This window comes from Halorussus halobius, from assembly GCF_004765805.1.
GTDB classification, from domain to species: domain Archaea; phylum Halobacteriota; class Halobacteria; order Halobacteriales; family Haladaptataceae; genus Halorussus; species Halorussus halobius.
This window is the reverse complement of the sequence record NZ_SBIU01000004.1, coordinates 233,756-248,738: the sequence shown is the minus strand read 5'-3', so window position 1 is coordinate 248,738 and position 14,983 is coordinate 233,756. Positions and strand designations below refer to the sequence as shown.

The 14,983-nt window shown below is 68.3% G+C and carries 12 protein-coding genes and 1 tRNA gene; 7 read left to right on the top strand and 6 right to left on the bottom strand.

Annotated features, from left to right (window positions below):
- Window positions 1-22: 22 nt before the first annotated feature.
- Window positions 23-892 (bottom strand): helix-turn-helix transcriptional regulator, encoded by an 870-nt coding sequence (locus EPL03_RS13075; protein WP_135829781.1) that lies wholly within the window; start codon window positions 890-892, stop codon window positions 23-25.
- 196 nt (window positions 893-1,088) lie between these two features.
- Here EPL03_RS13075 and EPL03_RS13070 point away from each other — a divergent pair, with 196 nt between their 5' ends.
- The 5 genes from EPL03_RS13070 to EPL03_RS13050 all read left to right on the top strand — a co-directional run bounded on the left by EPL03_RS13070 (window position 1,089) and on the right by EPL03_RS13050 (window position 7,119).
- Window positions 1,089-2,894 (top strand): ABC transporter substrate-binding protein, encoded by a 1,806-nt coding sequence (locus EPL03_RS13070; protein ID WP_135829780.1) that lies wholly within the window; start codon window positions 1,089-1,091, stop codon window positions 2,892-2,894.
- 110 nt (window positions 2,895-3,004) lie between these two features.
- A complete protein-coding gene (locus EPL03_RS13065) occupies window positions 3,005-4,741 on the top strand; it encodes an ABC transporter substrate-binding protein (protein ID WP_135829779.1) in 1,737 nt (578 codons plus the stop codon).
- Window positions 4,742-4,801: 60 nt separating this feature from the next.
- Entirely contained in the window at window positions 4,802-5,815 is a 1,014-nt protein-coding gene (locus tag EPL03_RS13060) for an ABC transporter permease (protein ID WP_135830007.1), read from the top strand.
- Window positions 5,812-6,771, top strand: a complete 960-nt coding sequence (locus EPL03_RS13055) for an ABC transporter permease (RefSeq protein ID WP_135829778.1) — start codon at window positions 5,812-5,814, stop codon at window positions 6,769-6,771. Before EPL03_RS13060 ends, EPL03_RS13055 begins: the two co-directional genes overlap by 4 nt.
- A gap of 3 nt (window positions 6,772-6,774) precedes the next feature.
- Window positions 6,775-7,119 (top strand): DUF7268 family protein, encoded by a 345-nt coding sequence (locus tag EPL03_RS13050; RefSeq protein ID WP_135829777.1) that lies wholly within the window; start codon window positions 6,775-6,777, stop codon window positions 7,117-7,119.
- A 348-nt stretch (window positions 7,120-7,467) separates the two neighbouring features.
- Here the strand turns inward: EPL03_RS13050 and EPL03_RS13045 are convergent, their stop codons facing one another.
- Window positions 7,468-8,757 carry a dihydroorotase gene (locus tag EPL03_RS13045; RefSeq protein ID WP_135829776.1) on the bottom strand — a complete coding sequence of 430 codons (1,290 nt, stop codon included), beginning with the start codon at window positions 8,755-8,757 and terminating at the stop codon, window positions 7,468-7,470.
- Window positions 8,758-9,328: 571 nt separating this feature from the next.
- Window positions 9,329-9,401: transfer RNA gene (locus tag EPL03_RS13040), tRNA-Arg, on the bottom strand.
- A gap of 130 nt (window positions 9,402-9,531) precedes the next feature.
- Between EPL03_RS13040 and EPL03_RS13035 the strand changes: the two genes are divergently transcribed.
- A complete protein-coding gene (locus EPL03_RS13035) occupies window positions 9,532-10,074 on the top strand; it encodes a hypothetical protein (protein ID WP_135829775.1) in 543 nt (180 codons plus the stop codon).
- Between the two features lies 1 nt (window position 10,075).
- Here the strand turns inward: EPL03_RS13035 and EPL03_RS13030 are convergent, their stop codons facing one another.
- The 3 genes from EPL03_RS13030 to EPL03_RS13020 are packed head-to-tail and all read right to left on the bottom strand — an operon-like array spanning window position 10,076 to window position 12,870.
- Complete coding sequence (locus tag EPL03_RS13030) at window positions 10,076-10,999, bottom strand: amino acid ABC transporter ATP-binding protein (RefSeq protein WP_135829774.1); 924 nt, start codon at window positions 10,997-10,999, stop codon at window positions 10,076-10,078.
- 46 nt (window positions 11,000-11,045) lie between these two features.
- Window positions 11,046-11,831 carry an ABC transporter permease gene (locus EPL03_RS13025; RefSeq protein WP_135829773.1) on the bottom strand — a complete coding sequence of 262 codons (786 nt, stop codon included), beginning with the start codon at window positions 11,829-11,831 and terminating at the stop codon, window positions 11,046-11,048.
- Window positions 11,832-11,835: 4 nt separating this feature from the next.
- Window positions 11,836-12,870: an ABC transporter substrate-binding protein gene (locus EPL03_RS13020; protein WP_135829772.1), complete on the bottom strand. Its 1,035-nt coding sequence runs from the start codon at window positions 12,868-12,870 to the stop codon at window positions 11,836-11,838.
- 278 nt (window positions 12,871-13,148) lie between these two features.
- Here EPL03_RS13020 and EPL03_RS13015 point away from each other — a divergent pair, with 278 nt between their 5' ends.
- Entirely contained in the window at window positions 13,149-14,963 is a 1,815-nt protein-coding gene (locus tag EPL03_RS13015) for an LEA type 2 family protein (RefSeq protein ID WP_135829771.1), read from the top strand.
- Window positions 14,964-14,983: the final 20 nt, after the last annotated feature.

The window sequence follows — 14,983 nt, the reverse complement described above, 5'->3', positions numbered from 1 at the left end:
CCGTGAACGCGGGGCCGGGTCCTCACGCGCCCTCGTCGGGGGCCCGGCGTTCGAGCGGCGTCGCACTCGCTCGGTACTGCTCGACCGTCTCGTCGGCCCACTCGACGACCTCGGGGTGGGTACACCGGATGATGTCGAAGCCCTTCTCGCGCTCGCGGTCGACCGTCAGGAACACGGTCTCGTCGTCGACGAGGTCGATGCTGCAGGGCACGCGCTCGTCGGTGCCGTAGTAGACGGTCGAGCCGGCGGTCGCCTCGATCTCCCGCCACCGGTCCAGAAGCGTCGGGTCCTCGAGCATCGTCTCGGTGACGCTCGGGTCGAAGACGACTGTTGCGTCCGGCTCGGTTCCGCTCCGCACGGTCTCCTCGAACGAGTACATCGGCAGCGAGATGAACGTTCCCAGAAGCGACCGAAACGACGACGCGTCCCGGACCGCGTTGGCGACGATGCGGGCACCGGCCAGCGGGTCCGAACTCTCGTCCCCGACGAGTTCGCCGTCGGCGAGACACCGGACGTCGAAGCCGAACCACTCCGTCGGCAGTCGCTCGACTATCCCGGGATAGTCCTGTCCGACCGAGACTGTCGCGAGCAGCCGGTCGACGTCCCGGTAGACCAGTTCGCCGAACGTGGTCGGCGCGTACCTGTTCTCGGACCCGCGTCTCGTGATCCACTCCCGGTCCTCCAGGTCGCGCAGGATGCGGCTCAGCGTCACCCGCGTCACCCCGACCGCGTCGCTCAGTTCGTTTCGCGTCCGGGGGCGGTCGTTCAACAGCGCGAGTACGTGGACGCGGTGTTCCGAGCGAGCGAGGAACGCCACCGACTCGACCGCGCTCGAAGGCAACCGCTCGGCCGTTTCTGCCGCCGTCCGACCGTCGGATTCCGTGGTCATCATCGATTGCAGGTCAATTGTTTAGGCTGGCCTAAATCAGTTTCTACTCGCGCTCGTGCGCTCGGACGGGACTCACAGCGCCCGTCCCGGGGGACTCCCCCGCGATGGTTGCGACAGAAGCGCGGAATTGAACCAACCGCACCCGCGACCAAACCCCTCCCGTAGGCTTTTATCTGAAATGATTGATTGGTAGGGTTGGATGACTTCAAACGACACATCCGTTTCAAGGCGAAGCCTGCTGAAGGCGGCCGGCGGCGCGGCGGCGTCGGCCTCGGTCGCGGGGTACGTCGACGCGGGCGCGACCGCGGACGTCCAGCAGGAAGGGGGGACCGTCACCTACGCCCGGGGGAACGACTCGGGGACGCTCGACCCGCAGAACACCACGAGCGGCGAGGACGTGAAGGTCATCAACCAGCTGTACGACACGCTCATCGACTTCGAGCCGAACCAGACCAGCCTCCAGGCCGGGCTGGCGACCGAGTACTCGCTGGAGGGCACCACGGCCACGCTCACGCTCCGGGAGGGCGTGCAGTTCCACAACGGCGAGGAGTTCACCGCCGACGACTTCGTGGCGACCTACCAGCGGTTCACTAACCCGGACTCGGAGTACTACCCGGGCGACGACTACGTCTCGGCGTACGGGCCGTTCACGCTGGGCAACTGGGTCGAGAGCGTCAGTCCGGGCGGGGCGGGCGACGCCGGAACGACGGCCGCGGCCGACGGCGGTGCGACCACGACGGAGGGTGCGCTGGCCGACCAAGGGACCACGACCGAAGGGACCGAGACGGCGGCCGGCACCGAGACGCAGGCTGGCGGGGCGGGCGGCGACCAGTACAGTCTCACCATCGAACTCAGCCAGCAGTACGCGCCGTTCCTGCGGAACCTGGCGATGTTCGCGTCCAGCGTGCTGTCCGAGCAGGCGATACAGGAGTACGGCACCGACCTCAGCCAGAACCCGGTCGGCACGGGCGCGTTCGCGTTCGAGAACTGGGACCAGGGCAACCAGCGCATCCGGCTGTCGGCCACCGACGACTACTGGGGCGAGGGACCGGCCGTCGACGAGGCGTTGTTCACGGCGGTCAGCGAGAACACGTCGCGCGCCCAGACGCTCGTGTCCGGCGGCGCGGACATAATCGACGGGCTCGGCGCGCAGTCGTCCCAGATAGTGGCGAACTCCGACGCGGCCGAACTGGTCGAGACCCAGGGCATCAACGTCGGCTACATGGCGTTCAACATGGCGCGGTTCGAGCCGTTCCGCGAGCGGGCGGTTCGGCAGGCCATCAGCTACGCCATCGACACGGAAGCCATCGTCAACAACATCTTCCAGGGCATCGCGGTGCAGGCGAGTCAACCGATTCCCGAGCAGGTGTTAGGTTACAACGAGGAGCTGGACCCGTACCCGCACGACCCCGAGCAGGCCCAGTCGCTGCTCGAAGAGGCAGGGTACGGCGACGGGTTCGAGTTCGAGCTGGCGACGTTCCAGAACCCCCGGACGTACAACCCCTCGCCCGTCCAGGCGGCCCAGACCGTCCGGTCGAACCTGAACGAGGTCGGCATCTCGGTGTCGGTCAACCAGCAGCCGTTCAACCCCTTCCTCGAATACACCAATCAGGGCCAACACGACGCGTGTTTCCTCGGGTGGATGACCGACAACGCGGACCCGGACAACTTCTACTACGCGCTGTTGCACCCCGGCATCTCGGTCGAGGACGTGCCCGACGGACAGGACTGGGTGAGCTTCGACACGGAGGGGTACAACACGACCAACAGCGCGGCGTGGGCCAACACGGAGTTCATGGAACTCGTCGAGGACGCCCAGTCGACCCTCGACGAGGACCGGCGGGCCGAACTGTACCGGCAGGCCGGCCAGCTCGCCCACGACGAAGCGCCGTGGGTGTTCATCGACCACGCCCAGGAGCTCCGGGGTGTGGCCGGCAGGGTCGACGGGTTCCAGATAGCGCCCATCTCCGGGCCGCTCCTGAACCTCGTCAGCCTACAGGGCTGACCCGCCCCCACAAATTTCACAGATAGTATTAATAGTATTTCTATACTAGATTTCTTATTGCTCTATCTATCTCCAAAATAGTTATACGATACGTAGTAGAAATATATTCTATGCCAGGAGACGACAGTTTCGAGCGGCGTAGCTTCCTGCAGGCGGCTGGCGGTGCGGCGGCCGCCGTCACGCTGGCCGGTTGTGCCGGCGGCGGGCAGGACGAGGCGACGACCGAGACGACGAGCGGTGGCGAAGCGACCACCGAGACGACGGCCGGTAGCGAGGGGACCTCCGGGGAGAGCGACGACGAGTCCGGGAGCGGCGGAACCCTGACCTACGCTCGCGGGAGTTCGTCGGGGTCGCTCGACTTCCAGGCGACCACCAGCGGGGAGGTGGCGAAGGTCACCAACCAGATATACGACGGCCTGGTCCGGTTCGAGCCGGGCACGACGTCCATCGTGGCCGGACTGGCGACCGAGTACGAGGTCGACGGCGACACGGTGACCATGACCCTCCGGGAGGGCGTGCAGTTCCACGACGGCGAGGAGTTCACCGCCGACGACTTCGTGGCCACGTACCGGCGATTCCTCGACAGCGAGTACGAGTACTACCCCGGCGACGACTACCTCTCGGTCTACGGGTCGTACTCGCTGGGCGTCGTCGACGAGGTCGTCAAGAACGGCGACTACGAGCTGGAACTCCAGCTCGCCAGTCCGTACGCGCCCATCGTCCCCAACCTCGCGATGTTCGCCATGCGGGTCCACTCGGAAGCGGCCATCGAGGAGTACGGCGCGGACCTCAACGAGAACCCGGTCGGGACGGGACCGTTCCAGTTCGAGAACTGGGACCAGGGCAACCAGCGCGTCCGGCTGTCGGCCAACGACGACTACTGGGGCCAGACGCCCACCGTCGACGAGGTCGTGTTCACGGTCGTCGGCGAGAACACCTCGCGCGCCCAGACGCTGCTCTCGGGCGGTGCGGACGTCATCGACGGACTCGGCGCGCAGTCGTCCCAGCTCGTCGAGAACTCCGATTCGGCCGAACTCGTCTCGATGCCCGGCATCAACGTCGGCTACATGGCGTTCAACATGGCGCGGTTCGAGCCGTTCCGCGAGAAGGCGGTCCGCCAAGCGGTCAACTACGCTATCGACACCGAGGCCATCGTCGACAGCATCTTCCAGGGCATCGCCTCGCAGGCCAGCCAGCCCATCCCGGAGGGCGTGATGGGGTACAACGACGACCTCGACCCGTATCCCCACGACCCCGAGCAGGCCCAGTCGCTGTTGGAGGAGGCGGGGTACGGCGACGGGTTCGAGTTCGAGCTGGCGACGTTCCAGAATCCCCGGACGTACAACCCCTCGCCCGTCCAGGCCGCCCAGACGGTCAAGTCCAACCTGAACGAGGTCGGCATCACGGTCACCATCGACCAGCAGACGTTCGACCCGTTCCTCGAATACACGAACACGTACAAGCACGACGCCTGCTTCCTCGGGTGGATGACCGACAACGCGGACCCGGACAACTTCTACTACGCGCTGCTCCACCCGCAGGTCGAGAACCCGCCCGAGGACAGGGACTGGATAAACCCCGACGACCACGACAACCCCAACACGTCGAACGCGGCGGCGTGGGCCAACTCGGAGTTCATGCAACTCGTCGAGGAGGCACAGACCACCTACGAGGAGAGCGAGCGCGCCCCCAGCTACGAGCAGGCCGCCGAGATATTCCACGAGGAGGCTCCGTGGGTCGCCATGGACCACGCGATGGAGCTTCGAGGGGTCGCGGGCCACGTCGAGGGGTTCGAAATCGCGCCCATCGCGGGGCCGTTCCTCAACCTCGTCGAGCTACGGAACTGACGCCCCGGCCGTACCTTTGACCTTGATGAAAACCGTATTCCGGTGGCAGGAGACCGAGCGATGATATCCAAGCGGTTCCTCGTCAAGCGCCTGCTGTTGCTCGTTCCGGTGCTGTTCGGCGTGGCGACGTTCGTGTTCGCCATCCTCCACCTCTCGCCGGGCGACCCCGCGCGGGTCATCGCGGGCCAGCGGGCGTCCGAGGAGTTCGTCCAACAGATTCGCACGGAACTCGGCCTGAACGACCCTATCTGGGTACAGTACGGCCGATTCCTCGTCGAGGCGGTCCAGCTCGACTTCGGGCAGTCCTACCAGATTCAGCAGGGCCAGCCGGTCACCGAGGTACTTCGGTTCAAACTCCCGGTCACGCTCGAGATGGCCATCTACGGCCAGTTGTTCGGCATCCTGCTGGGCATCCCGGCCGGACTGCTCGGCGCGATAAAGCAGGACGCAATCAGCGACCACCTGACCCGAATCGGCGCGCTGACCGGCATCAGCGTCCCCATCTACTGGAGCGGTCCGCTGGTCATTCTGCTGTTCGCGCAGGTGCTGGGCTGGTTCCCCGCGAGCGGTCGCATCGCCTCGGAGTTCAGCATCCGGCCGATAACCGGGGTGATAACCTTCGACACGCTGATTCAGGGCAACTTCGCGGCGTTCCAGTCGGCGGCGACGCACCTGCTGTTGCCGTCGCTGGTCATCGGCATCTACTCGATGGCGCTCATCTCCCGGATGATGCGGTCGTCGATGCTGGAGGTCATCAGGCAGGACTACATGCGGACCGCCCGCGCCAAGGGGCAGGGCTCGAAGATTACCGTGCTGAAACACGGGTTCCGGAACGCGCTCATCCCGGTCATCACCGTCGTCGGCATCCAGTTCGGCACGCTGCTGGGCGGCGCGGTCCTGACCGAGACCGTGTTCGGCATCCCCGGCATCGGCGTCATGCTGGTCGAGGCCATCCAGGTCGGCGACTACCCCATCGTGCAGGGCACCGTGCTGACGTTCGCGTTCCTGTTTACCATGGTGAACCTCGTGGTGGACATCACCTACTCGTACCTCGACCCGAGAATCCAACAATGAGCACGCAAACCGAGACCGAGGACGTGGGGAATCGCGGCGCGCTCGAACGGCTCCGGGCCTCGCCGTTCCTCTCGGAACTGCTGTCGAACCGCCTCGCCGTCGCCGGGCTGGCGATGATATTCGGCGTACTGGTCGTCGGCCTGTACGCCCGGCTGTTCATCGACCTCCAGTCGGTCACGGCCAGCCAGATCGGCACGAACCCCAACGTCGCGCCGCCGAGCTGGCTGGGCCCGAAGGAGGGGCAGGTCGTGACCGACTACGGGACGTGGGCCTACCCGTTCGGGACCGACATCCAGTCGCGGGACATCTTCACCCGCGTCCTCTACGGCGCGTGGATCGCGCTCAAGTACGGCACCATCACGGTCGGGGCCTCGACCGTGCTGGGCGTGGGCCTCGGGATTCTGGCGGCCTACTACGGCGACGTCACCGACAACGTCATCATGCGGACGATGGACGTGTTGCTGTCGTTCCCGAGCCTCCTGCTGGCGCTCGCGCTGGTCGCCATCTTCGGCACCGGGCTCTGGAAGGTGGTCATCGCGCTGACGCTGGTGTACACGCCTCGGTTCGCCCGCGTCGTTCGCGGGGCGGCGCTGAAGGTGCTCGAGGACGAGTACATCGAGGCCACCGAGGCGCTCGGCGCGAAAGACCCACGCATCATCGTTCGGCACATCCTGCCCAACTGCCTCGCGCCCATCACGGTCCAGTCGACGCTCAACTTCGGGCTGGCCATCATCGACATCGCGGCGCTGTCGTTCCTCGGCTTCGGGGCGGAGGCCGGGACGCCATCGTGGGGTCTGATGCTCGCCAACGGCGTGGACACGGGGCTGCTCACCGGCGACTGGTGGTGGTCCGTTTTCCCCGGCCTGTTCCTCGCCATCACCGTCCTCGGGTTCAACCTGCTGGGCGACGGGATGCGCGACGCGCTCGACCCCCGGATGCGCGAGACGGTCGACTGACCCATGGAGCGCCGCGAACGCGGTCGCCTCGTCGGGCGCGCGCTCCTCGTCGGCGCACTCGCGGCCGGCGTCGCGGTCCCGGTAATCGTGGTCGCCGGCGAGTCGGTCGGATTCGCCAGCGAGACGGTGTTCGCGGTCGCGGCGCTGGTGTTCGGTTTCTCGCTGCTCGGCTGGTCGGGGTCGGTGTTCGCCGGCGACGGCGTCGAGAACGTCCAGAAGCATCTCGGCGGCGGGTCGGATTGGTCCGAGGCCGACTCCCGGCAGGCGATGGTCGTTCTGGGGAGCATCGGCGCTGGCGGCATGGTAGGCGCGAGCGTCGCGACCGTGGCGGTCGGCGGACTCGTCTGAGCCAGCACCGCACCGTCGGCCGGTCGTCGGCCTCGAAAGCGCGAGGAATGTGGGTAAGTGACCTCGCGGTTACGGACGAGTACCCGGTTCTGGCCGGTGGCCAGGTGCGTTCGGCGGACGATACCACAGTCGGCGGCGGTTCGCCGACGATACTTCGTATGGGATGTTCACACATAACTGCCGCTCTTCGGGCAATATATTCAATTCCGCTCTAGAGAACGCCACGACCGTCTTTCTATCCTTCAGAAAGCAGTTCAAACGGCCAGAAAGTCGGCACGTCGGCGGGCGTTCGCTTGGCGAGTGTCGGATTCGCTCGATAGCCGACCGTCTCTCGGGGTCCGAACGCCCTCAGCCCCGCACGTTCTGGCCGACCGGCTCCCCGAAGCGCTCGCCGTCCTCGCCGCGCTCGTAGACGACACGCCCGCGAACTATCGTGCGTTCGGGGAACACGCCCTGCATGCCCTCGAAGGGCGTCCAGTCACAGTTCGAGTGGCGGTCCTCGCCGCGAATCTCGCGGGACTCGTCGGGGTCGACCAGCACGAGGTCGGCCATCAGCCCCTGCTCGACCCGGCCCTTGCGGGTCAGGCCGAACACGTCGGCTGGGTTAGCGGCCGTGAGGTCCCGGACGCGCTCGTAGCTCAGCGCGCCCTGTCGGGCCTGCTCGAGCAGTAGGGGCAGGGCGGTCTCGACGCCCGGAACGCCGCTCGGTGCGTCCCAGATGCCGGCGTCTTTCTCCTCGCGAGTGTGAGGGGCGTGGTCGGTCGCGACCACGTCGACCGTGCCGTCGGCCACGCGCTCGAAGAGGGCCTCGCGGCGCGCCTCGCTCCGGAGCGGCGGGTTCATCCGCCCGAAGGTGCCCAGGTCGTCGTAGTCCTCCCGGGACAGGAACAGGTGGTGGGGCGTCACCTCGCAGGTCGCGCCGCCCTCGGCCGCGGCGTCGACGCCCTCGGGCGTGCTGGTGTGGGCGACGTGGATTCGCGCGTCGAGGTCCGCGCCGATCTCGACCGCGCGCTCGACCGCCGCGACCTCGGCCTCGGCGGTCCGGTAGGCGCTCCACGCGTCGTAGTCGTCTCCGGCCCGGTCCGTGGCGGCTTCGTCGAACAGGTCGGCGTCCTCGGCGTGGACCGTCACGACCCGGTAGTTGTCCGAGGCGGCCGCGACCGCCTCGCGGAACAGCCCCTCGTCGATGCCCATGTCGCCGGTCGAGTCCGCGAGGAACACCTCGCCGAGCGCGAGTATCGGGCGGTCGAACAGTTCCTCGGGCTCCCAGTCGGACGTGACCCCGCCGTTGATGCCGTAGTCGACGTACGAGTCGGCCGCGAGGTCGGCCTTCCGGTCGAAGCTGTCGCCGTCGACGGTCGGCGGGTCGGTGTTGGGCTGGTCGACGACGGTGGTGACGCCGCCGGCGACCGCCGACTTGCTCCCCGACGCCCACGTCTCCTTGTGGGCGAAGCCGGGCTCGCGGAAGTGGACGTGGGCGTCTATCATCCCCGGCAGGAGGAGCTTTCCCGTGGCGTCTATCGAGTCGCCCGAGTGGGTGAGCGTCGAGCCGACGGCCGCGATGCGCCCGGCGGACGTGTCCACGCGCACGTCCACGGTTCGGCCGTCGGCCAGCGTCGCGTTCCGGATGGTGAGCATCTCTGGTCCGGTGGTTCGGGGGTCGGCGTGCTAAGCCTCCCGGTTCGTCGCCACCGGTTCTCGCTCGTCGCGTTCGTCCCGAACGCCGGGTTTGCGCCCGGATTCCGAATCCGGCGCGCGAACGAACGTGAGCGAGGAGGCTGGGAGGCGTGCGGCTCGCGGTCGCGGTTCTCATCAGTCGAGGCAGTAGCTAGCTTCCCCCGACGCGTTCACCGCCGTCGCGAACGAGCTCGCTTCGCTCTCTACAGAGGAGAAACCGCACCGCGCCCGCACTCGTCCAGCCGCCTCGCCACGCTGGTCGTCGGTGCGCTACGCAGAGACGTCCTGACGGGGATTTGAACTCGTGAAGCCGGTCCGGGCGTGCGGCCTTCGGCCGGGCTGCGACTTCCTGCTCAAATCTCCGTAGTGGCGTTTCCGCGACGCAGGGGTGCGAGAGCCACAGAGGGTTCTCGCGGACGAACTCCGTGAAAACGGCCGGACGGAGTCCCCGCGAACGAAGTGAGCGGGGGCACGGCAGGACGTGAACGACGCAGCGACGGCTGAGCGAAGCGGAGCCGTCGAAAGGAATGAACGTCCTGACGGAGATTTGAACTCCGGTCCCTGGCTCCGCAAGCCAAGAGGATAGTCCACTACCCTATCAGGACTCGACTCACCCTTGGCCGGTTCCACTAATAGGGGTTACGGTCTGCGTACCGGCGTGGGATAGCGACTCAAACTCAAACGACTATTTTTCTCTCCGTGACTGTTTTGAAAGAGGGCGTCGTGAGTCCCGGTATGGACCGACGCGAACTGCTCGCGTCCGCGGGTGTCGCGATGGGAACCGCCGCGTTCGCGGGCTGTCTGGGCGAGTACCGGGACGCCGCCGACGAGGTGGGGGAGACGACGGCCGGGGACTCGACCGAGACGGAGCGAGCGTCCGGGACGACCGGCGAATCGACCACCGCGGCGACCGGGGCCGCGACGCTGACCGACGCGTCGCTCGACGTCGTCGACTCGGACTGTGGTCAGCCCGCCAACGAGGCCGAGGTCGCGTTCCGCGCGGCCGACCTCGCGGTCGACGTCGCGGGAACCATCGCGGGCTCGGACGCCTGTTACGTCGCGGAACTCGAAGACGCGAGCTACGACGCCGAGGCCGACGCGCTCGCTTTGACCGTCGTCTCGACCAGGGCGGAGGGGTCGGAGGCGTGTGCCGAGTGCGTCACGGAGATCGACTACGAGGTCACCGCCACCTTCGAGGGACGCCTGCCCGGGACCGTCGAGGTGGTCCACGAGGCGATGGACGCCACGACCACGGTCGCGACCGTCGAGTCGGACTGACTCACCCGCTCGCATCCACTTCGTTCCGGTCGCGCTCACGCCCGTCATCGCCGTACAGCAGTTCGCCGCGGACGAACTGTCGGGTCCGCGGGTCCGCGGGGTCCTCGAACAGTTGCTCGGGCGGGCCGCGCTCGACCGTCTCGCCGTCGAGCAGGAACACCACTCGGTCGGCGACGCGCTCGGCCTGGTGCATGTCGTGGGTAGCGATAACGACCCCCACGCCGTCGGCGGCCGCCTCGCCGATAGCGTCCTCGAGGACCGCCGTGTTCCGCGGGTCGAGGTTCGACGTGGGCTCGTCGAGCAACAGGACGTCGGGCTCGACCGCCAGCGCCCGCGCGAACGCGACCCGCTGGGCCTCGCCGCCCGACAGCGACAGCGCGTTCTGGTCGCGCCTGTCCGCGAGGCCCACCTGCTCCAGGGCGGCCGCGACGGCCTCGGGCGGGTCGGCGTCCGGCGCGATTCGCCGAAAGCCACGGTCGAGCCAGTCGAATCGATTGCGGTGGACCGGCACCGCGTCCGCCGTCGCTCCGACGACCCGATGCAGGTTCCGGGTCGCCGCCCCGGCAGCCCCACGCAGCTCCCGAGCCAGCCGGTCGCGCCACGGCTGGCGGACCCGTAGCCCGTACGCGACGTTCCGAGCCACCGGCGCGTTGAACAGGCTCGGCTCCTGGAACACCATGCCGAGACGCCGCCGGACCGCGAGCCGGTCGTCGTCGGACAGGTCCCACACGTCCGCGCCGTCCCACGAGACGGTTCCCGAATCCGGGCGCTCGAACAGCGCGAGCAGGCGGAGCAACGTGGTCTTGCCCGTCCCGGACGGGCCGACCAGCGTCACGATTTCGCCCGGTTCGGCTTCGATAGAGACCGCTTCCAGCACTTCGTCGGCGTCGAACGCCATCGACGCGTCGGTCGCGCGCAGGGTCACGCCGACCCCTCCGTGGGGCGTCCCGTGGCGACCGCCCGGTGGGGACTCACGCCGACCCCTCCCCGCGGCCCTTGTCCCGGAGCCACGATCCGAACGCGTTCACGCCCAGTACGACCGCGAGCAACACCGCGCCGAGCACCAGCCCGACCTCGTACCGGCCCTGTCGGGCCTCCACCGTGATGGCGGTCGTGAGCGTCCGGGTGTACGACGAGCCGTCGCTGAACACGATGTTGCCCCCGACGATGAGGATGGACCCCACCTCGCTGATGGCCCGGCCGAATCCCGCCAGAATCGCGGTCACGATGCCGTACCGGGCCTCCTTGACCACGACGAGGCCGACGTCGCGGCTCGTCCCGCCCATCGCGTAGGCGGCGTCCCGGACCGACTGGTCGACGCCCTCGACCGCCGAGAGGCTGATGCTGGTGACCACCGGCGTCGCCAGCACGAACTGCGAGAGTATCATCGCCTCCGGGGTGAACGCCAGCCCGAGGTCGCCGAACGGCCCGCTGTTCGACACCGCCAGCAACACGAGCAGGCCGACCACGACGCTGGGAAACCCCATGCCGGTGTTGATGACGGCGGTCACGAGCCGCTTGCCCGGGAAGTCGGTGAACCCGACCGCGAGCGCGACCGGGAGGCTGACCAGCGCGCTGAGCGCCACCGCCGTCAGGCTCACCTGCAGCGACACCACCACGACGCTGACGACGTAGGTCCAGCCGCCCTCGGGGAGCCGGGCCTGTAGCGGGACCGCGGGGTCGAACTGGAGCGGAACCGCGGGGTCGAGCTGGAGCGCGACCGGCGCGAGCGGCGACGCGAGACTGGGGTCGAGCATCCGGTCAGTCGTCGTTCGGAACCCGCGTTTCGACCCAGTGCAGGTAGCGCTCGTCGGCCTCCGACAGCGACTCGGCCTGCTCGGCGGAGTAGCCCTCGGGCACGTACTGGCCGAAGTCGGGGTCCTCGGCGAGCGCGTTCGGGAAGAACAACTGCGAACCGTTCGCGGTGTAGTTCCCTATCGTCGACTGGGTCTCGGGGCTCGTGAGGAAGCCGACGTACGCCATCGCGGCCTCGTAGTTGACGTTCGAGTGGACCGCGGGGTTGACCGCCATCACGCCGTAGGGGTTCTTGAGGACGACCGGCCCGCCTTCGAGCGGTCCCTGCACGTGGACGGTCAGGCCGATTTCGTCCTGCATCGAGAGGTAGGTCCCCCGGTCGGCCAGGGTGTACGCCCCGGTCTGGTCGGCCTGTACCAGCGTGTCGCCCATGCCCTTGCCGATCTCGCGGTACCACCGGCCGCCGGGGTCGGTGCCCGACTCCTCCCAGACGACCAGTTCCTTCTTGTTGGTGCCCGAGTCGTCGCCCCGGGAGACGAAGGTCGCGCCCTCCTCGGCGATAGTGGTGAACGCCTCCGTCGCGCTGTCCATCCCGTTTATTCCGGCCGGGTCGTCGTCCGGCCCGACGACGACGAAGTCGTTGAACATCACGTCCCGCCGGTTGACGCCGATTCCGTCCCGCATGAACTCGTCCTCCGCGCCCCGGGCGTGGACCAGGATGACGTCGGCGTCGCCGTCGCGCGCGGTCCGGATGGACGCGCCGGTCCCCTTCGGGACCGTCTTGACGGCGATCCCGTACTCCTCCTCGAAGGTGGGGTGAAGTGCGTCGAGGAGGCCGGTGTCGTACGTGCTGGTCGTGGTCGCCAGCACGAGCTCGCCGTCGCCGACCTGTCCCGACCCCTGACCCGCGGTCCCGTCCTGCGTGGTGGCGGTCGCGTCCGTGGTCGCGGCCCCGCTCTGCGAGTCGTTCCGGCCGGTACAGCCGGCCAGCCCGAGAACAGCACCGGTCCCGACCGCTCGAACGAATCTCCGGCGTTGCATCGTATAGGGAACAACGACCGGCGAGAGAGCCATAACTGTTTCCCTCCGGACGTAACCGGTGGAGGTTACGAGCTCCCGGAATCGGCTACGGACGGGCGACAGAGTGACTGGATTCGGTTACGCGCGGGGTGGTCCCGGAGGCCGGACCGCCGACGGCCGGCGGACGCCTCGCGGACCCGAAAGCCGGCCGTCCCGCGGCCTCGGACGCGAGAAAGTTACTTAGGGGTGGCATCGAAACCCCGGCACATGGCACGCGAACACGGATTCGGGGTGGAACGATGAGCGTCCTCGGCTCGACCGCCGGCAAGGTCGCGGCCGTCCTCGTGGCGGGACTGGTGGTCACGACCGCAGGCATCGGCGCGGCGCTCGCGACCGGAGCCGTAAATCCGGAGCCGCCCACCGTCGAGTCCATCGACAACGAGTGGGGCGAGGTGACCGACGACCGCACCGGCATCCGGACGACCGTCGTCGTCGACAATCCGAGCGGCGTGGGCGTCCCCGGCGTGGCGGGCGTCTCCTACGACGTGGCGATGAACGACGTCACCGTCGCGTCCGGGTCCAGCGGCGGACTCAGCCTCTCGCCCGGGCGGAACGAGGTGACGATCGAGACCGACATCGACAACCGGAAGATTCCGGCGTGGTGGGCCAGCCACATCAACGCCGGCGAGCGCACGACCGTCTCGGTCCGGCCCACGGTCGACGCCGGGTTCCTCTCGCGGGCGATTCCCGCCCAGAACCGGACGTTCGAGACCGACATGCTCTCCTCGTTCGAGAGCGACGACAACCAGTCGGTCGCGGTCGGGAACAGCACGCTGCTGACCGTGACCGGCACCGACGCCTCGTGGGGCGAGGCGACCGAGAACCGGACGCCGCTGTCGTTCTCCGCGTCTGTCCGCAACCCCAACGACGCGCCGGTGTCGTTCTCGACGCTGGGCTACCGCGTGTCGATGAACGACGTCGTCGTGGCCGAGGACACCACCGACGGGGGCGTCGAGGTCGGGGCCGGCTCGACCGGGACCATCCGCATCGACTCGGCGCTCGACAACCGGAAGCTCGACGAGTGGTGGGTCAGCCACCTCCGGAACGGCGAGAACACCACCCTCGACGTGGAGGTGTTCGCGGTCGCCGAGACCGACGCGGGGACCGAGCGCGTCCCGCTCCCGTTCATGAGCCAGCGCGTCGCGTTCCAGACCGACGTTCTCGGTGGCGGCGCGGCCGACACCCGGTCGCTCGGGACGTCCGAGGGCGTCGACTTCGAGCCGCCGACGGTCGGGTCGGTCGAGCGCGACTGGACCGCCACCGACGCTGGCACGCGGTTCTCCAACCGGGTCACGGTGACCAACCCCAACGACGCCGACTCGGCGCTCGGCGAGATTCCGCTAAACGCCAGCTATCGGGTGAACGCCAACGACGCGACGCTGCTCGACGCCGAGTCGGAAGCCACCCTCGGCCCGGGCGAGAACGAACTGGCGTTCGCGGGCGAGGTCGGCGACGACACCATCGTCGAGTGGTGGACGAGCCACGTCGAGAACGACGAGCAGACCGACCTGACCACCGACGCGGACGTGCGCGCCGACCTCGGGTTCGCCGAGGTCCCGGTCGCGCTCCCCGCCGACGACACGACCTTCGAGACCGACCTGCTCGCGGGCTTCTCGGGGTCGAGCGAGGAGGTCGCCGTGCGGGGTCGCACGGTCGCCACGCTCGACGGGATGGACGCCCGGTGGGGCGAACCCACGACCGACCGGACGCCGATGCTTGTCGGCGGCGAGGTCCACAACGAGCGCTCGCGGCCGCTGACCGTCGAGTCGTTCGGCTACGAGGTCCGGGCGGGCGGCGTGGTGCTGGCCGACGACGAGGCCTCGGTGGGCGAGACCGTCCCCGGCGGGGAGTCCCGGAGCGTGAACGCCACGGGGTACCTCGACAACGACCGCATCCCCGACTGGTGGGTCGGCCACCTCGAAAACGGCGAGCGCTCGGAGCTGTCGGTGTCCTACTACGCCGTCGTCGAGTACCGCGGCCAGCAGTACACGGTCGACCTCGACTCGATGAGCTACACGCAGACGGTCGAGACGAACGCGTTCGGCGGGTCGTAATCGGGGACGGTTTTCGCAGT